Here is a 22502-nt window from a genome sequence, read left to right as displayed (position 1 = left end):
GATCGCGCCTTATGACGCTGACCCGGGGGATCGTGACGTACGCGGCCATCGTGACGCTGTTCGCCGAGGCAGGGGTGGCGCTCCTCGCCAGTAGCCTGCTCGCCCCGATCCAACTCCTGCGTCGGCTCAACGACTCCTCCGGCGGCCGGGCCGTAATCGCCCTCGCCATCGCCTTCTTCGCACTGCTCGGCATCGTGATCGCGATGTGGTCGGTCTGGGCCGCGCTGAACCTGCGCGCCCGACTGCGTACCGGCGCGACCTCGCGCAGCGGCCTGATCGGCGCGGCGAGCGTGCACGTGGCCGGCTCGGCCGCCGCGCTGCTCGCCCCGTTCGTCCTCGCGGTGACCGTGCCCGTCCTCGCCCTACTGGCCGCCGCCACCATCGCCACCCACCCGACCCGCGGCCCCCGAAAGCAGGCCACCGAGCACAGCAGCGAACACACCAACGAGCCCAACGAACACAACGAACACAACGAACACAACGAACACAACGACGATCACACCAACGAGCACACCGACGGAAGCGCTACCGCCGCCGGGTGATCCGCCGATGCCCCCGGCTGTTCCAACACGGCCGATGCCAGTGCCGCCGCTCCTCCACCCGCCCGTCCGCGGACCACGCGACCAGGTGCGGCACGCCCGGCGGGATCTCGTGGTCGCAGCCGGGGCAGCGGTAAGTCTTGGTCGCGGCCTGCCCGCTGATCGGTCGCACCAGCCAGTCCCCGTCGGCCCCCGATTCACGCTCCTCGAAACCGAGGCTGGGATCGCGGGGCTCGTCCCGGTCGGCGGACCGGGAGCGGCTGGGGGGCTTGTTACGACGCGGCACACAAAAAGGGTACGGGTGCACACGGTGCGTACGCCCGTACCCCTCTCGTATTACTGATTACTGATTACCAATTACTGATTACCAACCTCGGCTCACCACGCTTACCAACCACCGCTCACCACGCCCCGATCTACCGCCCCGATCTACCGCTTCGCGTAGTCCCGGAACCCGCGCCCGGTCTTGCGCCCCAGATAGCCCGCCGTGACCAGGTGCTCGATCAGCGGCACCGGCGACCACCCCGGCTCGCGGAACTCGGCGAACAACACCTTCTGGATCGCCAACGACACGTCCAACCCGACCACGTCGAGCAGTTCGAACGGGCCCATCGGATATCCCGCGCCCAGCTTGATCGCGGTGTCGATGTCCTCGGCCGTGGCGTAGTTGGCCTGGAGCATCCGCACCGCGTCGTTGAGATACGGGAACAGCAGCGCGTTGACGATGAAGCCCGCCCGGTCACCGCAGTCCACCGCGTGCTTGCGGGTGCGCCGACACACCTCGTGCACCGTGGCCACCACGTCGTCCGAGGTGGCCACCGTGCGCACCACCTCGACCAGCTTCATCACCGGCGCCGGGTTGAAGAAGTGCATCCCGACCACGTCGGCCGGCCGCGAGGTGGCCACCGCGCAGTCGATCACCGGCAGCGAGGAGGTCGTGGTGGCGAGGATCGCGCCCGGCTTGCAGATCTCGTCGAAGTTCTCGAACAGGGCCTGCTTGACCGCGAGTTCCTCGACCACCGCCTCCACCACCAGGTCGGCGAAGGCAAGATCGTCCAGGCGCGTGGTGCCGCCGACCCGGGCCAGTGCCTCGGCCTTGGCCGCCTCGGTCAGCCGGCCGCGCTGGATCTGCTTGTCCAGCGAGCGGATCAGCGCCGCGCGCACCCGCTCGACCTTCTCCTCGCTGCGCGCCACGTAGACCACGTCGTAGCCGGACTTGGCGAACACCTCGACGATGCCGGTCGCCATCGTCCCGGTGCCCACGACACCCACCGCGCGCACCTCGCGCGGCGTGCCCGTACCGGCGACCGCGGCCGGCTCCCCCGCCCCGGTCACCACCACCGGCGAACCGGCCCGCTCGTACGTATAGAAGCCACGCCCGCTCTTGCGCCCGAGCAGCCCCGCCGTGCGCATCTGCTTGAGGATCGGCGCGGGCGCGTGCAGGCGGTCCCGCGACTGGCGGTACATCTGCTCCAGGATCTCGTACGCGGTGTCGATCCCGACCAGGTCGAGCACCGCGAGCGGACCCATCGGCAGGCCGCAGCCGAACCGCATGGCCGCGTCGATGTCCTCGCGCGTCGCGTACTTCTGCTCGTACATCGACGCCGCGTGGTTGAGGTAGGCGAACAGCAGCCCGTTGGCGATGAAGCCGGCCCGATCGCCCGCCACCACCGGCGACTTGCCCAGTCGTTCGGCGAGCGCGACCACGTCGGCGAGCACCTCGGGTTCGGTGACCACCGTGCGCACCACCTCGACCAGCTTCATCACCGGCGCGGGGTTGAAGAAGTGCAGCCCGACCACCCGCGAGGAGCGCGCCGTGGACACCGACAGCTCGGTGACCGACAGCGAAGAGGTGTTGGTGGCCAGGATCGTCTCCGGGCCGCAGATCTTGTCGAGCTGCGCGAACAGCTCCTGCTTCTGCGCCAACTGCTCGGGTATCGCCTCCAGGACCAGGTCCGCCGCCGCGACCGCGGTCAGGTCGGTACCGAGGGTGATCCGCTCGAAGAGGTCGCGCTGCTGATCCTGCGTCAACTTCCCGCGCGCGGCGGCCCGGGTGGTCGACTCCTCGATCCGGGCCCGACCACGCGCGATCGCCTCGTCGGAGACGTCCACGGCCACCACGGTGAGCCCCGCCCGGGCCAGGACCTCCACGATGCCGGCGCCCATGGTGCCCAGGCCGACCACACCGACCGTACTGATGTCACGGGTCATCTGCTGTGCTCCTCGCTGCTGAAATGGCGTCTCCCGACCGGGAGTACGCCTTGGTTACTGCGAAGTAGTACCGCGGGTTTTCAGGAGTATGGCAGCCCCCGTCGAGCAGGCACAGGCCGCCGGGATGTGCCGTTCGCCTCGATCCGTCCCCGACCAACCCCCGAACGCATTTTCGGACATTTACCCCGATGATCGGCGAATGACTCGACGAAGGGCCGAGGGGAAAACCATCAGAGGTGAAGGATTACTTCTGTGGGCGTTCGAGCGTTGAGTTGTCTGTGGGCGCCCTGACCCCACGTCCCGCTCCGCCCGGCCGCTCCCGCCCGGTCGGGACCGGGGAACACGACGAGGAGGACGCGATGAAGTTGGGCATCTTCCTGCTGGCGGCGCAGTTCGACGCGGGCGATCACGGTGCGGTGCTCACCGCTGCCATGGACGCGGGAATCGCCGCGGAGGAGGCCGGGTTCGACGAGGCGTGGATCGCCGAACACCATTTTGTGCCGTACGGGTTGTGCCCGTCGGCGGTCGCGTTCGCCGCCATGCTACTGGGGCGTACGCGCGGGATCGGGGTGGGTACCGCGATCAGCGTGCTGTCCACGCAACATCCGGTCGCGCTCGGCGAGCAGACCGCGCTGCTCGACCAGCTCTCCGGGGGCCGCTTCACCCTGGGCGTGGGGCGCGGCGGTCCGTGGGTGGACCTGGAGGTCTTCGGCACCGGGCTGCGCCGACACGACGAGGCGTTCCCGGAGTCGCTCGACCTGTTGATGCGCTGGCTCACCCACCACCGGGTGGGCGCCGAGGGCGATCACTTCGCGTTCCGCAAGGTGCCGGTCGTACCGCGCCCGCGCACCTACCCGCACCCCCCGGTGATCGTCGCGTGCACCTCCCGGGAGAGCGCGTCGCTGGCCGCCCGGCACGGCCTGCCGATGTTGCTCGGGATGCACGCGGACGACGCGGAGAGGGCCGCGATGGTACGCACCTACGAATGCGCGGCCTCGGCGTGCGGCCGCGACCCCAAGGCGGTCCGGCACGCCGCGGCGTGCGTCGCGCAGGTCGCGGACACCCGCCGCGAGGCGACCGAGGTGCTGCGCCGATCGATGCCCAAGTGGCTGCGCCGGGGCCTGTCCGCGCATGTGACCGTGGACGATCGGCAGCGGCACATGCGCGATCCGGCCGAGTACACCGACTTCCTGTGCCGAATTCACCCGGTCGGCTCACCCGCCGACTGTGTACGGGCCCTGGAGCGCACCGCCGAGCGCACCGGGATCGACCGCTTCCTGCTGTTCACCGAGGGCGCCGGGGCGCCCTCGGTGACGCTGGAGAACGTGACGCGCCTGGGCAAGGAGGTGCTCCCGGCGCTGCGCTGACCGGCTACCCGGTGGGCGCTCCCGCGGGCGGCGCCGCCGGGGAGGATGCCGGCGCCGAGGAGGACGACGGCGGGGGTGACGCGGGCGGGTTGCCGGCCGTACTGGTGGCGGAGTGCGTCGGCGTGGTCGCCGGGCTCGACGCGGTGGTGGTCGACGGCGGCGCCGTGGTCCCCGCCGGGGTCGATGCCCGCGTCGTCGTGGCGGTGGTGGTGGTCGGCGCCGTCGCCCCGGAGGGGCCCGGCTTGTGGCTGCCGGTCGGCGGCGCCGGCTTGTCCCGGTCGTTCCTGGGTTCCGCGTCCGGACCGCGGTTGGGGGTGTTCGCGTCGTAGCTCGCCGCGCCGGTCGAGCCCACCGGATTGCGATGATCGGACTGATCCGGCGAGTCCGAGCCCATCGCGACCACGGCCGCCAGGGTGACCACGAGCAGGGCACCCGCCCCCACCGTCATCAGCACGCCGCGCCGCCCGAGCCCGCCCCGGGCCGGGCTCGGCGTACCGTCCGCCCCCGCCGCCGCGGCGGCCGCCCGGTCGCCGCCGGCCAGCGCCAACACCCGGCGATCCGCGGCCAGTCCGCGCTTGTCCGAGCCCACGTCGCGCATCCGGGTGGCCGCAACCGCCTCCTCGCGCGCGCCGCGCGAATCGCCCGTGCACAACGCCAGGACGGCCAACTCGTGCCGGAACCAGGCATGTTCGGCCGCCGCCGAGGCGCCGGCGTCGCGTGCCGAGGCCAACCCCAGGTCGAGCACCTCGCCCCAGGTGTCCCAGCGGGCCGAGGCGCCGAACGCCGGGGCCGAGGCGCGGGCCAGGGCGCGCGCCGAACCGGCCTTGCCCAACCGCTCCGACTCGCGCAGGCAGGCCAGTATCGTGTCCGCCTCGCGCGCGATCTCGGCGGCGGTGACCGAGGGATGCGAGACCCACCAGGTGAAGTGTTGTATTGCCGCCACCGCCCACGAGGACGGCCCGCGCACGATCGAGGCGACCGCCTCGGCGGTGCCGCCGGTGAGTCGATACCGGCCGAACTCGCGGGCGGCGAGGCCCGCTTCGACCAGTTCGTCGGCCGCGCCGACCGCGTCCACCGCGCCGGTCAGGGCGGGCAGGTGGACCGGGTCCGGCAGTTGCCCGTCCAGCGCGGAGGCCAGCCGCAACACCTGCTGGGCCGAGGGGGACACCAGCGGCACCAGGCGCGGTACGAACTGCCCGGGCTCACCGGGCGAGGGCAGTTCGCCGGACGAGTCCGCCGCGCCGTCGTCCAGGAACCCGTAGCCGGAGCGCCCACGTTCGCGCCGCGCGAGCAACGCGCCGGCCTGGACGAACCGGCCCGGATGGCCGCCCACCTGGAACCACAACGCGGCGGCCCAGGCCAATTCCTCGTCGTCGAGTTCGCGCCCGGCGGTGCGGCGCAGCAGATCGAGCGCGGCCTCCTGCGGCAGGCCGCCCAGGGTCAGCTCGTGCAGCGGCGAATCCCGGCGCACGATCGGATCGACCACCGCCGCACCGGCCACCAGGAAGGCGCATTCCGGTGCCATCCGCAACAGCTCGGCCACGTCGTCCTGGGGCAGCTCCAGGTCGTCCACGACCACGAGGGCGGCCACATTGGCCAGTATCACGCCCAGTTGCTCGCGGGTCGGCCGGTAGGCGGGGCCGCCGAAGCACGCGTCGTGCAGCTGCTGCAGCAGATCGCCCAGACCACGACGCCGACCGTCGAGCAGGATCACCCCGTCCGGCGCGCCCGCCGGGTCGAGCGCGGCGAGGTGGCGCAGCAGGGTGCTTCGCCCGCTCGACGACGGCCCGCCGATCCGGACCGAGGTCCCGCGTTGCAGCAGGCCGGTGAGCTCGGCGAGCTCGACGCCTCGGCCCAGCGGCGGCGGTTCGTCGGCCGGGGCCGAGGCGGGCAGTTTGCTCGGCTGCGGCGGCCGGGAGCCGGCGGGCAGCGGGCTCGCATCGGTGCCGTCGGCGCCGCCGAAGGTCAACATCAGGTCGCCGGCGATCAGTTGGAGCACCGTCGCGGCCGGCTCGTCGGACCCGCCCCGCTCGGGGCCGAGCGCCGGATCGGACCAGTCGTCGAGCCGCATCGGCTCGGCCCGCCCCAGGCGCGGCGCGGCAGCAAACCCGGAGCGGGAGTCGGCGCCGGAGTCGGAGCGAGAGCCCGGGTCGAACCCCGGCCCGGAACCGGACGGCGTCGCCCGCTTCGGGTCCCCGTCCCGGGCCGCCGCATCGGGACGTGGCCCGAACAACTCGTCCAGATAGGCGTCGTCACCACCCCACGAGTCGCTCCCGGAGCCACCGGCCGCCGCGTCGCGTACCGGGCCGCTTCCCGAGCTGCTCCCCGCACCGTGCCCGGAGCTGCCCCCCGAGCCGCCCCCGGTACCGCTCCCCGCACCGTGCCCGGAGCCACTCCCCCGGTCGTACCCGAAGTTCCCCGCCGCGTGGTCGGCCGCCGATCGGCGCGGATCGTCCTCGAAGTGCTTCTCCCCGTCCTGTTCCGGCCGTTCCCTGCCGCCGCCGTTCATGCCACTCCCTGTGCTCCCCGTCGTGGTTCCTCGACGCGCCGGTGCGGGCCGGGGACAAGTCCGGGCACCCGGGGGCGGAAACCGGTGATCAGTGTGCCGGGCGCGGCCGGCGCACCGATAGCCGGCGCCGGGTTCGTGACAAGATCGTTGAGCACCGACGCGTCGCGCACCGGAGCGGCCGAGCATGGGCTGCGTGTGTCCCCGCCGTACCGCTCCCCACCTTGCCACCTCCCGCCGTCGAGTGGGCCGCGTCCGGGTCGACCTTCGCTCCCTCTTCACAACAACAACGCGCGGGCCCGCAAGTGGTCACGGGGGCATGCTCCGTCGGGCGGGGTTGCCGGCGCCCGGGGCGGCGGGTGAGGTCGGGCCAAATCCGGCTCGCCTGCGCGGCGGCAGCGCACCTGACCCGTCCGGTCCAGCAAAAACCGTCCTCGAACGCCGGACGGGCCATGCCGGCCCATCCGCACCAAAATCAGCCCGTCCGGCGCTTGAGGACACCCGAAAAGCCACCGGCCGACAAAGCCCAGCGGCCCCCGAAAAGCCCACCCACACCGATCAGCCCGTCCGGCGTGTGCGGACAAAAGCCCGACTCAGCCCACCCGCACCGGAGCCGCCAACCCGTTCGCCTCGCGAATCACCTCGACGATGCGCCCCATGATGTCCGTGATCCCGAAGTCCTTCGGCGTGAACACCGCCGCCACCCCCTGCGAGCGCAACACCGCCGCGTCCGCGACCGGGATGATCCCGCCGACAATCACCGGCACGTCCCCGATCCCGGCCGCGCGCATCCGCGCCAACACATCGGGAATCAGCTCCAGATGCGACCCCGACAGGATCGACAGCCCCACGCAGTGCACGTCCTCCTCGACCGCCGCCGCGACAATCTGCGCGGGCGTCAGCCGGATCCCCTGGTACACCACCTCGAACCCGACATCCCGCGCCCGCACGGCGATCTGTTCGGCCCCGTTCGAGTGCCCGTCCAGGCCCGGCTTGCCGACCAACAGCCGCAGCCGCCCGCCGAGTTCCTCCCCGGCCCGGCGCACGGCGCCGCGTACCGCGGCCAACCCCGCGCCGTCCTGCACGCCGACCACCCCGGACACCCCCGTCGGCGCGCGATACTCGCCGAACTCCTCGCGCAGCGCCTGGGCCCACTCGCCCGTGGTCACCCCGGCCCGGACACACGCCAGCGTGGCCGGCATCAGGTTGACCGCCGCAGCCGCCTGCCACGACCGCGCGTCCGCCCGCAGTCGCGCCATCGCCGAGTCCACCGCCGCCGCGTCGCGCGCCGCCCGCCAGGCCCGGACCCCCTCGATCGCCGAGCGCTCCGCGTCCGGGTCGGCGCTCATGATCGCCGCGTCCAGGTCCGCGGTGAGCGGATTGTCCTCGGTGGTCTCGAACCGGTTCACCCCGACGACCACCTCCTCGCCCGCCTCGATCCGCGCCCGCCGCGCCGCGTGCGAGCCGACCAGCTGCGACTTCATATAGCCGGACTCGATCGCCGCGACCGCGCCGCCCATCGCCTGCACCCGGTCGATCTCCGCCCGAGCGCCCGCGACCAGCTCGGCCACCTTGGCCTCGATCACATGCGACCCGTTGAAGATGTCCCCGTACTCCAACAGGTCCGACTCGTAGGCCAGCACCTGCTGGATCCGCAACGACCACTGCTGGTCCCACGGCCGGGGCAGCCCCAACGCCTCGTTCCAGGCGGGCAGTTGCACCGCCCGCGCCCGCGCGTCCTTGGACAGCGTCACGGCCAGCATCTCCAGCACGATCCGCTGGACGTTGTTCTCCGGCTGCGCCTCGGTCAGCCCGAGCGAGTTGACCTGCACGCCGTACCGGAACCGCCGCTGCCTGGCGTCGCGTACGCCGTAGCGCTCCAGCGTGAGTTCGTCCCACAACTGCACGAACGCCCGCATCTTGCACATCTCTTCGACGAACCGCACCCCCGCGTTGACGAAGAAGGAGATCCGCTGGACCACCTCGCCCATGCGCTCCGCCGGCACCTGCCCGGAGTCACGCACCGCGTCGAGCACCGCGATCGCCGTGCACATCGCGTACGCGATCTCCTGCACGGGCGTCGCGCCCGCCTCCTGGAGGTGGTAGCTGCAGATGTTGGTCGGGTTCCACTTGGGGATGGTGGAGACCGTGTACGCGACGCTGTCGGTGATCAGCTTCAGCGAGGGCCCGGGCGGGAAGACGTACGTCCCGCGCGACAGGTACTCCTTGATGATGTCGTTCTGCGTCGTCCCGGTGAGGCGGGTGATGTCCGCGCCCTGCTCCTCGGCGACCACCTGATACAGCGCGAGCATCCACAGCGCGGTCGCGTTGATCGTCATCGAGGTGTTCATCTCCTCGACGGGTATCCCGTCCAGGAGTCGGCGCATGTCGCCGATGTGCGAGATCGGCACACCGACCTTGCCCACCTCGCCGCGCGAGAGTTCGTGGTCGGGGTCGTAACCGGTCTGCGTGGGCAGGTCGAACGCCACCGACAGGCCGGTCTGGCCCTTGGCTAGATTGCGCCGATACAGCGCGTTGGACGCGGTGGCCGAGGAATGGCCGGCATAGGTACGCATGACCCAGGGGCGGTCACGCTCGGTCGCGGCCGGCTGCGGGAGCGGCGAGGGCTGCGAGGGCTGAGCTGAGGGCGTCTGGCTCGCCACGGAATACCTCCGGAGGGTTCCGGACCGACCGCGGCTCGGCGACTACCGGCCTGGGCCATCCCGCTGGTCCGCTGTCACCGCGCCTGGTCGGCCCTGCTTACCACGGAGTGTACTGACGGGTAACCGCTCCGGACAGCGTGTGCTCTACCACAACTCGCATGTCGTTTCGAATCCACCCTGACACTGTGTAGCCGAAGCAGCCGAAACCCGCCCGATCGACCGGTCATACCGCGGCGGGTTGACGCAGCGTGAGGATCCGGTGCAATCGGGTCAACACCAGCACCCGGTAGACATCCGGGGTGACCCCGGTCAGCACCAACCGGCGCTCGCGCCGACCCGCACGCCGATGCGCGCCGACGATCAGACCGAGCCCAGTGATGTCCAGCGCCGGTACGCCGGTCAGGTCGAGGATCAGGTCGCCGTCCCCGTTGTCCAATGCCTCGTGCAGCGCCAAGCGCACATCGGTGGTGGCGTGTACGTCGAGCACACCGGCCAAGTGCAACTCGCGCGGGTCTCCCCAAACGTGCATCGTCTCCTCCTGGGCAATCCGTCTGTTCGATGACGGTTCGACTTCCCAGAAGAACACCCAAAACCCGATAATCCTCACCCATCGCACCGGACTTCACTCGTACCAGTGACGAATGGTCAGATGATGCGCCGATTGCCCGCCGCCCATCGGCCCAACACCCGAAGGACCGAGAGCCGACCCCCGACGCCGACCGTCAAAAACGTGAGGTGCTCTCCGGCTCCGGCTCCCGGACGATCTTCGCGCCGAGCGACTGGAGCTGCACCTCCAGGCCGGTGTAGCCACGATCGATGTGGTGCACGCCGCTCACCGTGGTGTCCCCGTCGGCCACCAGGCCGGCCAGCACCAGACCCGCGCCGGCTCGGATGTCCGCGGTCAACACCGGTGCGCCGGAAAGTTGTTCGACCCCGCGCACGATCGCGTGATGCCCGTCGGTGCGAATCGAGGCGCCCAGCCGAAGCAGTTCCTGCAGGAAGACGAAACGTGCCTCGAACAGGTTCTCCGTGATCATCGCGGAGCCCTCGGCGATCGAGTTCATCGCGGCGAAGAACGGCTGCATGTCGGTGGCGAATCCGGGATACGGCAGGGTGACCACGTCGACCGCCTTGGGTCGCCGGTCCATCACCACCCGGAAGCCGTCTCGCACATGCGAGACTTCCGCGCCGGCCAGGGTCAACTTGTCGAGCGCGATCTCCAGATGCTCGGGATGCGCGTTGCGCACCGTCACGTCCCCCAGCGTCATCGCCGCCGCGACGGCGAAGGTGCAGGCCACGATCCGGTCCGGAACGGTGCGGTGGCGCACCGGCTTGAGCCCTTCGACACCCTCGATCTCGATGGTCGACGAGCCCGCGCCCTCGATCCGCGCGCCCATGTCGGTGAGCATCGAGCAGATGTCCACGATCTCCGGCTCGCGCGCCGCGTTGTCGATCACCGTGCGGCCGTCCGCGAGCACCGCGGCCATCAGGATGTTCTCGGTCGCGCCCACGCTCGGGAAGTCCAGCCATACGGTGGTGCCCTTGAGCCCGTGCGGCGCCTTGGCGATCAATATGCCGTGCGAGTTCTCCACCGTGGCGCCCAACTTGACCAGGCCCTCGATGTGCATGTCCAGGCCCCGCGAGCCGATCGCGTCCCCACCGGGGTAGGCCACGTGTACCTCGCCGCAGCGGGCCAACAGCGGCCCCAGCACGCAGATCGAGGCCCGCATGCTGCGCACCAGGTCGTAGTCCGCCTCGAAGCGCGGCGCCGCCGGCACGTCGATCCGTACCGTCCCGGTGGTCTCCCCCTCGACCGCGCAGCCGAGCCGCCGGAGCAACTCGCTCATGATCTCGACGTCGAGGATCCGGGGTGCCTCCTCGAGCACCGTGGTGCCCTCCGCGAGCAATGCGGCAGCCATCAATTTGAGCGCGCTGTTCTTCGCGCCCGTGATCCGCACCTCGCCGACGAGTCGCTGACCACCTGTCACCCGGAACCTGTCCATCGGAGAATCGTACTGATTCCCGAGGCCCACAACGGACGAAGCCAAGCCGGGACAAAGCGTGCCGCCGGATCGGGCCCGGTGCCGCGCCCGGCACTAGGGTTCGAGCATGGTCAACCTCACCCGGATTTACACCCGTACCGGCGACGACGGCACCACCGCGTTGGGTGACATGTCGCGCACGGCCAAGACCGATCCCCGACTCGCGGCCTACGCGGACGTGGACGAGACCAACGCGGTGATCGGCGTCGCGCTCTCCCTGGGCAACCTGGACGAGGACGTGGTCAAGCTGCTGACCCGGATCCAGAACGACCTGTTCGACCTGGGCGCCGACCTGTCCACACCGGTCGTCGAGGACCCCAAGTACCCACCGCTGCGCGTGGAACAGGGCTACATCGACGCGCTCGAGGCGGCCTGCGACGAGTACAACGAGAACCTGGCCAAGCTGCGCAGCTTCATCCTCAACGGCGGCACACCCGGCGCCGCGCTCCTGCACCAGGCCCGCACGGTGGCCCGCCGCGCGGAACGCACCACGTGGGCCGCCCTCGAAGTGCACGGCGACTCGATGAACCCGCTGACGGTGAAATACCTCAACCGCCTGTCCGATCTGCTCTTCATCCTGGCCAGGCACGCCAATCGCGAGGTCGGCGACGTGTTGTGGGTGCCCGGCGCCAACCGCTGACGGCGCGCACGCGCGAACCGGCGCTGCCAGGGCGTGTCTTCAGGCTCTAGGCCACGTTGACCCGTTGCCCCGGCGGCGCCGCTTCCAGCCAGGCCAGGAAGCCGGTCAACGCGTCGTCGCTGAGCGCCAGTTCGATCCGCGCGCCCTCGTGTTCGCAGACCAGGATCACCGCGCCCGAGAGCAGCGCCAACTCCTCCTGGCCGGCCGGCTCCCGGCGGCCGATCACCTGGATCCCGGCCCGCTGCAACACCCGGCGCGGGCGCGGCGCGTAGCTGAACACCCGGAACCACTCGATGCGATCGCCGCTGTACCGGGCGATCCCGAACACCCAACCCTTGCCGTGGTCCGGATCGGCCGACGGCGCCGCCGGATCGCCGTCCTCGGCCTCCGCTGCGGCGGCCGGATCCGAAGACGCGGACGCGGCGCCCCCCGAGCCCTGAGGCCCGGACGACGCCGCGTCGGTGGTACCGGCTCCGCCGGCCGCTACGACCGGTGGACGTGTGCGCAGGGAACAGTCGAAGGTGCCCCCCGGTCGCTGGATCAGCCGGCGGCGCAGCGCGAACGCCGCGACACCGACCACCAATACGACGACCACGGCCAACACCACGCTCAGCACAACGAGGACCATCCCGATCGACCTCCTCGTTCGCGCGTTGAGCAGTGGTCCCGGCCGTGTGTCGGTCCGGGCTCTGGTGCTGCGACTGACCCTAGACCCGCCGCTGGGCGGCAAGCAGGCGCGTTTCCGCGCGCCGCTCGGCGCTGGAGTCCTTCGCCGCGCCGGCGCGCTCGAGGGCCCGCTCCGCGCGGGCGACATCGATCTCGTCGGCCAGCTCGGTGATCTCCGCGAGCAGCGAGAGGTTGTTGTCCGCGAACGAGATGAACCCGCCGTGGACGGCCGCGATGACGACCGAACCGTCGGCCTGACGGATCGTCACCGGACCTGATTCGAGCACTCCGAGAACCGGCTGGTGACCGGCCTGGATGCCGATGTCGCCGTCCGCGGTGCGCGCGATGACGATGGTGGCCTCGCCGGACCACACCTTGCGGTCGGCCGCGACCAGCTCGACGTGCAGCTCAGCCAACGTGGCTCCTCATGTCGGGTCGAAGACACGCGGGTCTTCGCCTCCGCCCTCACGGGACGGGTGGTGTTCAAGGATAGTGGCCCGGACGGGCCTGGCTCCAACCGACGCAGGCGCCGGCGGGTTTGCGGCCGGACCGGTCGGACCGGGAACCGACACGAGGGGCGGACCCATGCGGGACCGCCCCTCGTCGATCAGGCGATCGTCAGCCCTTGTTCAGCTCGGCGATCTTCTTCTCGAGGTCGTCCAGCCCACCGAGCATGAAGAACGCCTGCTCGGGAGCGTGGTCGTACTTGCCGTCGGCGATCGCGTTGAACGCCTCGATGGTCTCGGACAGCGGTACGTCCGAACCGTCGAGCCCGGTGAACTGCTTCGCCACGTGGGTGTTCTGCGACAGGAACCGCTGGATACGTCGCGCGCGGTGCACGGTGAGCTTGTCCTCTTCGGACAGCTCGTCCATGCCCAGAATCGCGATGATGTCCTGGAGGTCCTTGTACTTCTGCAGGATGTTCTTCACCCGCATCGCACAGTCGTAGTGGTCCTGCGCGACGTAGCGCGGGTCCAGGATGCGCGAGGTGGAGTCCAGCGGGTCCACGGCCGGGTAGATGCCCAGCTCGGAGATCGGCCGCGAGAGCACGGTCAGCGCGTCGAGGTGCGCGAACGTGGTCGCCGGGGCCGGGTCGGTGAGGTCGTCCGCGGGGACGTAGATCGCCTGCATCGAGGTGATCGAGTGACCACGCGTCGAGGTGATGCGCTCCTGGAGGGTGCCCATCTCGTCGGCGAGCGTCGGCTGGTAACCCACCGCGGAGGGCATCCGGCCGAGCAGCGTCGACACCTCGGAACCGGCCTGGGTGAACCGGAAGATGTTGTCGATGAACAGCAGCACGTCCTGCTCCTGCACATCGCGGAAGTACTCCGCCATGGTCAGGGCCGACAGCGCCACCCGCAGCCGGGTGCCCGGCGGCTCGTCCATCTGGCCGAAGACGAGCGCCGTCTGCTCGTAGACGCCCGCCTCCTTCATCTCCTCCATGAGGTCGTTGCCCTCACGGGTGCGCTCGCCGACGCCGGCGAACACCGAGACACCCTCGTGCAGTCGGGCGACGCGGACGATCATCTCCTGGATGAGCACCGTCTTGCCGACGCCCGCACCGCCGAACAGGCCGATCTTGCCACCCTTGACGTACGGGGTGAGCAGGTCGATGACCTTGATGCCGGTCTCGAACATCTCGGTCTTCGAGTCGAGCTGGTCGAAGGCCGGCGCCTTGCGGTGGATCGGCCAGCGCTCGGTGACCTCGAAGGTCGCCCGGTCCACGTCGAGGACCTCGCCGAGGGCGTTGAACACGTGGCCCTTGGTGACGTCGCCCACGGGGACGGAGATCTGCGCGCCGGTGTTCCTGACGATGGCGCCGCGGACGAGGCCGTCGGTGGGCTGCATCGAGATCGCGCGCACCATGCCGTCGGCGAGGTGCTGCTCGACCTCGAGGGTGAGCGTGGTCTTGCCCTCCCCCTCGCCCTGGCCCGTGAGGTCCAAGTCGACGTGCAGCGCGTTGTACATCTCCGGCATCGCGTCGACGGGGAACTCCACGTCGACGACCGGGCCGATGACGCGGGCGACGCGGCCCGTGGCAGCGGCCGTCTCAACAGTGGCAGTCATGATTTCTAATCACTCCCCGCGGTCGCGTCGGCCAAGGCGTTGGCGCCACCGACGATCTCGCTGATTTCCTGGGTGATCTCGGACTGGCGAGCGTTGTTCGCCAGGCGAGAAAGGGTCCGGATGAGGTCTTCGGCATTCTCGGTCGCCGACTTCATCGCCCGTCGCCGGGCCGCGTGCTCGGAAGCCGCGGACTGGAGCAGGGCGTTGAAGATGCGACTTTCCACATACCGCGGCAGCAGTGCGTCGAGAACACCCTCGGCCGAGGGCTCGAAGTCGTAGAGCGGGAAGGGACCGCCGGCCGGCGGCTCGTCCGTCTCCTCGACCGCCAACGGGAGCACCCGCACCGCGACCGGGCTCTGCGTGAGCATGGAGACGAACTCGGTGCTGACGAGATGAATCTCGTCCACACCGCCCTCGTCGGTGGGCGTCACGAACGCGTCGATCAGCTCACCTGCCACCTTCTTGGCATCGGTGTACTCGGGGCGGTCGGAGAATCCCTTCCACTGCCCGGCCAGGTCCACCTCGCGGAACTGGAAAAACGTGATGCCCTTGGACCCGATCACGTAGCGGCTGACCGTCTTGCCCTCGTCCTCGAGCAGCTTGGTGAGCTGCTCGGCGGCCTTGATGGCATTCGAGTTGTAGCCGCCCGCGAAGCCGCGGTCACTGGTTACCAGCAACACCGCGGCCCGCGTGGGGTTGGCCACCGAGGTGGTCAGCGGGTGCTGCGTGCTGGAGAAGGTGGCGACCGCGGATACGGCGCGCGTCAGCTCGTCGGCGTACGGCTTGGAGGCCGCGACGCGCTGTTGCGCCTTCACGATCCGCGACGCCGCGATGAGCTCCTGGGCGCGCGTGATCTTCTTGGTCGCCGACACGGAACGGATCCGACGCCGGTAGACCCGAAGTTGGGCTCCCATTGGTCAGGGTTCTCCGTTCTTTACTCGGACTTGGCCACGTGACGGGTGATCTTCTCCTGGCCGACGTCTTCCTTTGTCAGACCGGCGGGGGCCACGTCCTGGATCAGCGGCTCGCCGTCGAACTTGGTGAACGTCTGCTTGAAGGAGTCCACCGCGTCGGTGAGCGCCATCACGGTGTCGTCTTCCAGCTTGCCGGTCTCGACGATCGCGGTGAGCAGCGCCGCGTGCTTGTGCTGGAGGTACTCGTGCAGCTCCTTCTCGAAGCGCCGAATGTCCTGCACCGGCACGTCGTCCAGCTTGCCGGTGGTGCCGGCCCAGATCGAGACGACCTGGAGCTCGATCGCGAACGGCTCGAACTGCCCCTGCTTGAGCAGCTCGACCATGCGCGCACCGCGCTGGAGCGAGGCCTTGGAGGTGGCGTCCAGGTCGGAACCGAAGGACGCGAACGCCTCCAGCTCGCGGTACTGGGCCAGGTCGACGCGCAGTCGACCGGCGACGCTCTTCATCGCCTTGATCTGCGCGGAGCCACCGACTCGCGAGACCGAGATACCGACGTTGACCGCGGGGCGCACGCCCTGCAGGAACAGGTCGGACTCCAGGAAGCACTGGCCGTCGGTGATCGAGATGACGTTGGTCGGGATGTACGCCGACACGTCGTTCGCCTTGGTCTCGATGATCGGCAGACCGGTCATCGAACCGCCGCCGAGCTCGTCCGAGAGCTTCGCGCAACGCTCGAGCAGACGCGAGTGCAGGTAGAACACGTCGCCCGGGTACGCCTCGCGCCCCGGCGGGCGGCGCAGCAGCAGGGACACGGCGCGGTACGCCTCGGCCTGCTTCGACAGGTCGTCGAACACGATGAGCACGTGCTTGCCCTGGTACATCCAGTGCTGGCCGATGGCCGAACCGGTGTACGGGGCCAGGTACTTGAAGCCGGCCGGGTCGGACGCCGGGGCGGCGACGATCGTGGTGTACTCCAGCGCGCCGGCCTCTTCGAGCGAGCGGCGCACGGACGCGATGGTCGTGCCCTTCTGGCCGATCGCGACGTAGATGCAGCGAACCTGCTTCTTCGGGTCGCCCGAGCGCCAGTTGTCGCGCTGGTTGATGATCGTGTCCAGGCACACCGCGGTCTTGCCGGTCTGCCGGTCGCCGATGATCAGCTGACGCTGGCCGCGGCCGATCGGGGTCATCGCGTCGATCGCCTTGATGCCGGTCTGCATCGGCTCGTGCACCGACTTGCGCATCATCACGCCGGGAGCCTGCAGCTCCAGCGCGCGGCGACCCTCCGAGGCGATCTCGCCCTGGCCGTCGATCGGCTGGCCCAGCGGGTCGACGACGCGACCCAGGTAGCCGTCACCGATCGGAACCGACAACACTTCGCCCGTACGACGGACCTTCTGGCCCTCTTCGATGCCGCTGAAGTCACCGAGGATGACGACACCGATCTCGCGGACGTCGAGGTTCTGCGCCAAACCGAGGGTGCCGTCCTCGAACCTGAGCAGCTCGTTCGTCATGACCGAGGGCAGGCCCTCGACCTTGGCGATGCCGTCGTACGCCTCGGTGACGGTACCGACCTCTTCGCGCGCGGCCGTCTCCGGCTCGTACGAGGCGACGAAGCGCTCCAGCGCGTCCCGGATCTCCTCCGGCCGGATCGTGAGCTCCGCCATCTGGTGTCCCTGCTCTCCTAGGTGGTGGGGTTAACGGTCCGCTGTCCGTCGCTTGTCGTACGGAACCGCGGTGCTGCTGTGGGGCTCGCCGGGCCGATCCGGGGGTTTCCCCGGGTGGCCTGATTCGCCCCTGTCGTCCGGTGTCTCAACCGGCGAGCCGTCGGCCCGCTTCTTCGAGACGTGTGGTCACGGTGCCGTCGATGACGTCGTCACCGATCTCCACGCGGACCCCGCCGATGACGTCGGCATCGATTTCCACGTTGAGGTGGACCTCGCGGCCGTACATCCGGCCCAGCGCCGCGGCCAAGCGGGTGCGCTGCTCCTCGGTGAGGGGCAGGGCGACCGTGACCAACGCGACCATCCGCCGCCGGCGATCGGCGGCAAGGCGCGCGTACGACTCGAGCCCGTGTTCAAGGTTACGGCTGCGCGGGTGTGCGACAAGCCTGGTGATCAGTCGACGGGTGACGGGCTGGACCCGTTCCGCCAACAGACCGGAGACCAATTCGGCCTTGCGCTCGTTCGAGACGCCCGGGTCGGTCAGGGCGGAGCGCAACTCGCGCTCACCCGCCACGATCCGGCCGAACCGGAACAGCTCGTCCTCGAGGTCGTCGAGCTTCCCGTCGCGCTCGGCGGCGATCAGCTCGGCGGACACCGAGAGTTCGGCGACCGCGTCGACCAGGTCGGTCGGCCGCGACCAGCGCGTGTGGACGAGTCCGCCGAGCAGATCGGCCGTGGTACCGGAGATCTGACCGGAGAGGAGCTGCGTCAGGAAGGCCGCGCGGGCCTGCCCGGAGCGCGACGAGTCGGTGAGGACCCGGCGCAGCGACACCGTCCGGTCGAGCAGGATGACCACGGAGTCGAGCTCCTGGGCCAACTGGACCATGTCGGTACCGGTCGCGGTCGCGAGCGCGTCCAGGCGCTCACGGGCCGCGGCGAGGGATTCCCTGCTGGCGCCGCCCTGCATCAGCGCACCTTCTCCGCGGTCGCTCCGGCGGAAGCCTTCGCCTCCAGCTCCGCCAGGAAGCGGTCGACGACCCGACGCTGGCGCGCCTCGTCCTCGAGCGACTCCCCGACGATGCGCGACGCGAGGTCGACGGCGAGTCGGCCGACGTCCTGACGCAGCGCGTTCTGGGCCTGGTTGCGGTCGGCCTCGATCTGGGTGTGGCCGGCGGTGACGATCTCGTCCTTGATCCGCTGACCCTCGGCACGCATCTCGGCGATGGTGACCGCACCCTGCTCGCGGGCGTCCTCCGTGAGGCGGCCGGCCTCACGACGGGCTTCGGCGAGCTGGGCGCGGTAGCGCTCCAGCTCGGCCTGGGCCTCGGCCTGCGCCTCTTCGGCGCGCTTGAGACCGCCCTCGATGGCGTCCGTACGGTCCGCCAGCGTCTTCGCGATCTTGGGAAGGAGCACCTTCCACAGGAAGCCGAAAACGATGAGGAACGCCACGCCACCGATGATGATCTCGTCGAGCGGCGGGAGAAGAGGGTTCATCTTCTCCTCGCTGTTGGCGAAGAAAATCACGGTGTGAGGACCTTCCGTCCGTATCGGATGAATTACTTGCCGTAGACGAACGGCATGACGACGCCGATGAGGGCGAGCGCCTCGGCGAGGGCGAAGCCGAGCAGCATGTTCTGGCGGACCAGACCGGCGGCTTCGGGCTGACGGGCCATCGCCTGGACACCGTTACCGAAGATGATGCCGATACCGATACCGGGGCCGATCGCGGCGAGGCCGTAACCGATGGAACCGAGGCTGCCAGAGACGCCAGCGGCGAGGTTCATCATGGGAACTGATCCTTTTTTCGAGGCCGATGGACGATCCACCGGACGACGGTCGAGGAGAGAGGAGGTTTGCGGGTCTCTCAGTGCTCGGCTTCGAGTGAGCTGGAGAGATACGAGGCGGCGAGCAGCGTGATGATGTACGCCTGAAGCGCCTGGATCAACAGCTCGAAGCCGGTCAGGATGACGACGACCAGGAACGAGGTCGCCGAGTACAGGGCCCCGACGTGGAAGCCGAGCAGATACCACGCGCCGACGCTGAACGTGACGATCAGCATGTGTCCGGCGAACATGTTCGCGAACAGTCGGACCGCCATCGTGAACGGCCGGGTGATCAGACCCTGCAGCAGTTCGATCGGCGCGAGGAGGAAGTAGATCGCCTTCGGCAGACCGGGCGGGAACATCATGTTCTTGAAGTAACCGACGAAGCCCTGGTTCTTGATACCGACGACCAGGTAGGTCACATACACGACGCCGACGATCGATGCCGGGAAGGCGATCCGCGAAGTCGCGGGGAACTGGGCGAACGGGATGATCGCCATCACGTTCATGACCCAGACGAAGAAGAAGATCGAGAACAGGAAGGGGACGTACGCGTCACCCTTCTTGCCGATCGTTTCGCGCGAGATGTTGTCGCGAACGAACAGGTAGCCCAACTCGCCGACGTTCTGCGCGCCGCGCGGCACCATCTTGGGCTTGGCGAAGGCGGTCCAGAAGAACCCGATCACCAACAGCATCGAGATGAGCGCGAGCAACATCGGCTTCGTGAAGTCGAAGGCCCCGATGGAGAAGATCGGCTTGAACTCGAAGACGTTCAGCCCGGGCGAGGGGAAGCCGCACCCGGAGAACAGGTGACATCCGCTCTCGCTGGCGAGCGTCTGGACGTCAGCAGTCACCACCGACTCCTTCGTCGTGAAGCATGATTTCGGCTACCTCGATGTGTCGGCGTGGCGAGGGCCACGGAGCGGCACGCAACAGGGCCCGGTCAGGAGGACCTGCCGTGGCGGACAAAGACAAGAACAAGGGCCAGAGCGATTCCGACGACCAGGCCGATCGGCAGGAACAGTGCGGAGTGACCTGTCCACCGGTCGATCAGCCAGCCGATGCCGCCGTAGACCAGCATGCCGCTCAGCAGGTAACCGACACTCGACCATGCGGCACCGTCCATCGCCCGATTCTCTCGGTCCGGTGGACGGGGGCCTCTCTCGCTCATGACGCCCCGGACATTAGCAGTACCGGCGTCATGGCTACATACCCGGCCCGTTTGCACCGCGTCGCGCCCGAAGGGCGTTGTGCGTGTGTCATCGCTCTCCGTCCGGCTCGACGTAGGCGATCTTCAGCCTGGTGAAGACCCATACCTGCGTGGCGACCCAGATCAGCGTGGCCCCGAGGATGGTGAGTCCGAACACCTTCGTGTCGAACGCCGTGGTGTCCTTGAACAGGAACAAAACCAACCCCAGGAGCAGGATCTGCACGATGTAGGTGAACAGCGCCATGTTCATCATCATCATGGGGTTGTCGCGCGAGATCCGTCCGATCGCGACCTGGCCGATCACGAAGAAGGCCAGGACGACCACGGTGGCGAAAGCCGCGCCGAGGAGTCCTTTGCCACCGGCTGCGAGGAAAGCCGCGACCGCCGCGATCACTCCGGCGGCGGTCGTGGGCACGACCGAACCACGGAGAAGGCGGACGTCATTGGCCTGCATGTCGGTGACTCCGGCATCAGTGGGGGGCAAGGGGGTGGATCAGTCGCTCGAACTCGCGCTCGGGGCGACGCAACGCGCGGGACGGGCCGTTGACGAACCGAACCCTCGTTGCTGGGGGTTCATCGGCTGTTGATCCTGGTTCGTGAACGATATCACAAACTATTTGAGCAGAGCTTTACCCGTTCGTGTGTACAAGCTCACAGCCCTGCACCACCTTTTCGCGACCCTCTCCCCGCAGGCAAATGCGCTGGTCGGGAGGGGTCTTTGGGGTCCGTTGCGGGCCCTGTGGCAGGTGTGGCGGTTGCTCCGTTCAGGCGTACCCCCGCCGAATCGCCGGGAACCATCCGTTCGAACGGAACGTTCGCGTCCCGCTTGCCTCGGCGCAGCCGGCGATAACGCGGCGGAACCACGCTGTGCAACTCCGTGGGCAGGTGCGGCTTGAAGCGCGGCAACATCAGGAACACCAGGCCGACCGCGATCAGCCCGAGGCCCACGTAGACGATCGGCCGGCGCTCCGGACGGACCGAGATGAGCACCGTGAACGACGCGATCAGGCCCGACCAGAAGTACATGATCAGCACCGCGCGGCCGTGCGAGTGGCCGATCTCCAGGAGCCGGTGGTGCAGGTGGCCCTTGTCCGCCGCGAACGGCGAACGCCCGGCCCAGCCACGCCGACCGACCGCCATCACCAGGTCCATCAGCGGCACCACGAGCACCGCGAACGGCAACACCAGCGGGATGTAGACCGGCACCAGCTTGTGCGTGGTGAAGGCGATCGAGCCGTCGTTTTGCGCCGCGATCGCGGCCGGGTCGATCCGTCCGGTGACGGTGACCGCGGCGGCGGCCAGCATCAATCCGATCAGCATCGAGCCGGAGTCGCCCATGAAGATCCGCGCGGGGTGCAGGTTGTGCGGCAGGAAGCCGATACACATCCCGACCAGGAGCGCGCTGAACAACGTCGGCGCGGCGGCGGCCGAGACGCCGTAGCCGAACCACAGCCGGTACGAATAGCCGAAGAACGCCAGCGCCGCGATGCACACCATGCCAGCCGCGAGTCCGTCCAGGCCGTCCACGAAGTTCACCGCGTTGATCGTGATGACCACTATGCCGATGGTCAACAACGAACCCTGGGTCGGCGTCAGACTGACCGGGCCGTAACCGGGGATCGGCAGCCACAGGATCACGATGCCCTGCCAGACCATCACCCCGGCGGCGAGCGCCTGCCCGAGCAGCTTGATGATCGCGTCGACGCCCCACTTGTCGTCGATCACCCCGAGCACCGAGATCAGCGTGCACCCCGACAGCAGCGCCTGTACGTCGGTCGTGGAGGTGAACACCTCCTCCAGCACCGGCAGATGCCGGGCCATCAACAATCCCGCGCACAATCCGCCGAACATCGCCAGCCCGCCGAGCCGCGGTGTCGGCTCCTTGTGCACGTCGCGCGCGCGAATCTCGGGCATCGCCCCGGCGGCGATCGCGAACCGGCGGACCGCGCCCGTCAGCAGGTAGGTCACCGCGGCGGCGACGAACAGCGTGAGCAGGTATTCGCGCAAGACTCAACCGTCCCCGGCTTCGGACCATTCCAGCGGCAGCACGGGCTCAGACTAGACGTGCCGCCGCTCCCCGGGAGAATCGCCGAGCCTTCGCCGGCGAGGGACGATCGCACGATGCACGGTGGCACCGCCACCGGCCCGTCGCCCCACACGTAACCACAGTCACCCCGGTCCCAGCCACCCCGG

General features: G+C 69.3%; 21 protein-coding genes. 3 read left to right on the top strand and 18 right to left on the bottom strand.

Translation table 11 applies throughout. From position 1 onward, the window contains the following. Window positions 1-11 precede the first annotated feature (11 nt). The gene (locus tag ABIA38_RS41785; RefSeq protein ID WP_424644239.1) at window positions 12-542 is read left to right on the top strand and encodes a hypothetical protein; all 531 of its coding nucleotides are present in this window, start codon (window positions 12-14) and stop codon (window positions 540-542) included. On the opposite strand, the gene ABIA38_RS41780 is transcribed toward ABIA38_RS41785, so the two are convergent. Together ABIA38_RS41780 and ABIA38_RS41775 are read right to left on the bottom strand one after the other, a co-directional pair. Further along, window positions 526-825 (bottom strand): hypothetical protein, encoded by a 300-nt coding sequence (locus ABIA38_RS41780; RefSeq protein WP_424644238.1) that lies wholly within the window; start codon window positions 823-825, stop codon window positions 526-528. The two genes, ABIA38_RS41785 and ABIA38_RS41780, sit on opposite strands and share 17 nt — an antisense overlap. A gap of 143 nt (window positions 826-968) precedes the next feature. After that, entirely contained in the window at window positions 969-2750 is a 1782-nt protein-coding gene (locus ABIA38_RS41775) for a 3-hydroxyacyl-CoA dehydrogenase family protein (RefSeq protein ID WP_424644237.1), read from the bottom strand. A 359-nt stretch (window positions 2751-3109) separates the two neighbouring features. On the opposite strand from ABIA38_RS41775, the gene ABIA38_RS41770 reads away from it, so the two are divergent. Further along, window positions 3110-4117, top strand: a complete 1008-nt coding sequence (locus ABIA38_RS41770) for an LLM class flavin-dependent oxidoreductase (RefSeq protein WP_424644236.1) — start codon at window positions 3110-3112, stop codon at window positions 4115-4117. Window positions 4118-4121: 4 nt separating this feature from the next. Here the strand turns inward: ABIA38_RS41770 and ABIA38_RS41765 are convergent, their stop codons facing one another. From ABIA38_RS41765 to murA, 4 genes are all read right to left on the bottom strand, one after another. Then, window positions 4122-6626, bottom strand: coding sequence for a hypothetical protein (locus tag ABIA38_RS41765; RefSeq protein ID WP_424644235.1), 2505 nt, complete (start codon window positions 6624-6626; stop codon window positions 4122-4124). Window positions 6627-7216: 590 nt separating this feature from the next. Beyond that, window positions 7217-9199: a protein meaA gene (locus ABIA38_RS41760; RefSeq protein WP_424644234.1), complete on the bottom strand. Its 1983-nt coding sequence runs from the start codon at window positions 9197-9199 to the stop codon at window positions 7217-7219. A 310-nt stretch (window positions 9200-9509) separates the two neighbouring features. Continuing rightward, complete coding sequence (locus ABIA38_RS41755; RefSeq protein WP_424644233.1) at window positions 9510-9815, bottom strand: STAS domain-containing protein; 306 nt, start codon at window positions 9813-9815, stop codon at window positions 9510-9512. A gap of 193 nt (window positions 9816-10008) precedes the next feature. Then, the gene (gene murA, locus ABIA38_RS41750; protein WP_424644232.1) at window positions 10009-11289 is read right to left on the bottom strand and encodes a UDP-N-acetylglucosamine 1-carboxyvinyltransferase; all 1281 of its coding nucleotides are present in this window, start codon (window positions 11287-11289) and stop codon (window positions 10009-10011) included. A gap of 106 nt (window positions 11290-11395) precedes the next feature. Between murA and ABIA38_RS41745 the strand changes: the two genes are divergently transcribed. Next, window positions 11396-11968, top strand: coding sequence for a cob(I)yrinic acid a,c-diamide adenosyltransferase (locus ABIA38_RS41745; protein ID WP_424644231.1), 573 nt, complete (start codon window positions 11396-11398; stop codon window positions 11966-11968). A 46-nt stretch (window positions 11969-12014) separates the two neighbouring features. Here the strand turns inward: ABIA38_RS41745 and ABIA38_RS41740 are convergent, their stop codons facing one another. The 12 genes from ABIA38_RS41740 to ABIA38_RS41685 form a co-directional block, all read right to left on the bottom strand. Then, the gene (locus ABIA38_RS41740) at window positions 12015-12596 is read right to left on the bottom strand and encodes a DUF2550 domain-containing protein (RefSeq protein ID WP_424644230.1); all 582 of its coding nucleotides are present in this window, start codon (window positions 12594-12596) and stop codon (window positions 12015-12017) included. A 79-nt stretch (window positions 12597-12675) separates the two neighbouring features. Beyond that, window positions 12676-13050, bottom strand: a complete 375-nt coding sequence (locus ABIA38_RS41735) for a F0F1 ATP synthase subunit epsilon (protein WP_424644229.1) — start codon at window positions 13048-13050, stop codon at window positions 12676-12678. 202 nt (window positions 13051-13252) lie between these two features. Then, window positions 13253-14701, bottom strand: coding sequence for a F0F1 ATP synthase subunit beta (gene atpD / locus ABIA38_RS41730; RefSeq protein ID WP_424644228.1), 1449 nt, complete (start codon window positions 14699-14701; stop codon window positions 13253-13255). 5 nt (window positions 14702-14706) lie between these two features. Continuing rightward, window positions 14707-15615: a F0F1 ATP synthase subunit gamma gene (locus tag ABIA38_RS41725; protein WP_424644227.1), complete on the bottom strand. Its 909-nt coding sequence runs from the start codon at window positions 15613-15615 to the stop codon at window positions 14707-14709. A 20-nt stretch (window positions 15616-15635) separates the two neighbouring features. Next, window positions 15636-17279 carry a F0F1 ATP synthase subunit alpha gene (gene atpA, locus ABIA38_RS41720; RefSeq protein ID WP_424644226.1) on the bottom strand — a complete coding sequence of 548 codons (1644 nt, stop codon included), beginning with the start codon at window positions 17277-17279 and terminating at the stop codon, window positions 15636-15638. Between the two features lie 145 nt (window positions 17280-17424). Further along, a complete protein-coding gene (locus tag ABIA38_RS41715; protein ID WP_424644225.1) occupies window positions 17425-18243 on the bottom strand; it encodes a F0F1 ATP synthase subunit delta in 819 nt (272 codons plus the stop codon). Continuing rightward, window positions 18243-18800: a F0F1 ATP synthase subunit B gene (locus ABIA38_RS41710; protein WP_424644224.1), complete on the bottom strand. Its 558-nt coding sequence runs from the start codon at window positions 18798-18800 to the stop codon at window positions 18243-18245. The genes ABIA38_RS41715 and ABIA38_RS41710 overlap by 1 nt, the downstream gene beginning before the upstream one ends. Window positions 18801-18832: 32 nt before the next feature. After that, window positions 18833-19063: an ATP synthase F0 subunit C gene (gene atpE / locus ABIA38_RS41705; RefSeq protein ID WP_424644223.1), complete on the bottom strand. Its 231-nt coding sequence runs from the start codon at window positions 19061-19063 to the stop codon at window positions 18833-18835. Between the two features lie 77 nt (window positions 19064-19140). Next, window positions 19141-19956: a F0F1 ATP synthase subunit A gene (atpB, locus tag ABIA38_RS41700; RefSeq protein ID WP_424644222.1), complete on the bottom strand. Its 816-nt coding sequence runs from the start codon at window positions 19954-19956 to the stop codon at window positions 19141-19143. Between the two features lie 86 nt (window positions 19957-20042). Next, window positions 20043-20225, bottom strand: coding sequence for an AtpZ/AtpI family protein (locus ABIA38_RS41695; protein WP_395865992.1), 183 nt, complete (start codon window positions 20223-20225; stop codon window positions 20043-20045). Between the two features lie 133 nt (window positions 20226-20358). After that, window positions 20359-20724: a hypothetical protein gene (locus ABIA38_RS41690; protein WP_424644221.1), complete on the bottom strand. Its 366-nt coding sequence runs from the start codon at window positions 20722-20724 to the stop codon at window positions 20359-20361. A gap of 236 nt (window positions 20725-20960) precedes the next feature. Beyond that, window positions 20961-22316, bottom strand: a complete 1356-nt coding sequence (locus tag ABIA38_RS41685; protein WP_424644220.1) for an MraY family glycosyltransferase — start codon at window positions 22314-22316, stop codon at window positions 20961-20963. Window positions 22317-22502: the final 186 nt, after the last annotated feature.

This window comes from Embleya sp. AB8 (assembly GCF_049739465.1).
GTDB lineage: Bacteria > Actinomycetota > Actinomycetes > Streptomycetales > Streptomycetaceae > Embleya.
This window is presented reverse-complemented; position numbering and strand designations above follow the sequence as displayed.

What these genes read in the sequence shown, in the direction of transcription:
- ABIA38_RS41785 (WP_424644239.1), top strand. Translation starts at nt 12, where the DNA reads ATGACGCTGACCCGGGGGATCGTGACGTACGCGGCCATCGTGACGCTG.
- ABIA38_RS41775 (WP_424644237.1), bottom strand. Translation starts at nt 2,750, where the DNA reads ATGACCCGTGACATCAGTACGGTCGGTGTGGTCGGCCTGGGCACCATG.
- ABIA38_RS41770 (WP_424644236.1), top strand. Translation starts at nt 3,110, where the DNA reads ATGAAGTTGGGCATCTTCCTGCTGGCGGCGCAGTTCGACGCGGGCGAT.
- ABIA38_RS41765 (WP_424644235.1), bottom strand. Translation starts at nt 6,626, where the DNA reads ATGAACGGCGGCGGCAGGGAACGGCCGGAACAGGACGGGGAGAAGCAC.
- ABIA38_RS41760 (WP_424644234.1), bottom strand. Translation starts at nt 9,199, where the DNA reads ATGCGTACCTATGCCGGCCATTCCTCGGCCACCGCGTCCAACGCGCTG.
- ABIA38_RS41755 (WP_424644233.1), bottom strand. Translation starts at nt 9,815, where the DNA reads ATGCACGTTTGGGGAGACCCGCGCGAGTTGCACTTGGCCGGTGTGCTC.
- murA (WP_424644232.1), bottom strand. Translation starts at nt 11,289, where the DNA reads ATGGACAGGTTCCGGGTGACAGGTGGTCAGCGACTCGTCGGCGAGGTG.
- ABIA38_RS41745 (WP_424644231.1), top strand. Translation starts at nt 11,396, where the DNA reads ATGGTCAACCTCACCCGGATTTACACCCGTACCGGCGACGACGGCACC.
- ABIA38_RS41740 (WP_424644230.1), bottom strand. Translation starts at nt 12,596, where the DNA reads ATGGTCCTCGTTGTGCTGAGCGTGGTGTTGGCCGTGGTCGTCGTATTG.
- atpD (WP_424644228.1), bottom strand. Translation starts at nt 14,701, where the DNA reads ATGACTGCCACTGTTGAGACGGCCGCTGCCACGGGCCGCGTCGCCCGC.
- ABIA38_RS41725 (WP_424644227.1), bottom strand. Translation starts at nt 15,615, where the DNA reads ATGGGAGCCCAACTTCGGGTCTACCGGCGTCGGATCCGTTCCGTGTCG.
- atpA (WP_424644226.1), bottom strand. Translation starts at nt 17,279, where the DNA reads ATGGCGGAGCTCACGATCCGGCCGGAGGAGATCCGGGACGCGCTGGAG.
- ABIA38_RS41715 (WP_424644225.1), bottom strand. Translation starts at nt 18,243, where the DNA reads ATGCAGGGCGGCGCCAGCAGGGAATCCCTCGCCGCGGCCCGTGAGCGC.
- atpE (WP_424644223.1), bottom strand. Translation starts at nt 19,063, where the DNA reads ATGATGAACCTCGCCGCTGGCGTCTCTGGCAGCCTCGGTTCCATCGGT.
- ABIA38_RS41695 (WP_395865992.1), bottom strand. Translation starts at nt 20,225, where the DNA reads ATGGACGGTGCCGCATGGTCGAGTGTCGGTTACCTGCTGAGCGGCATG.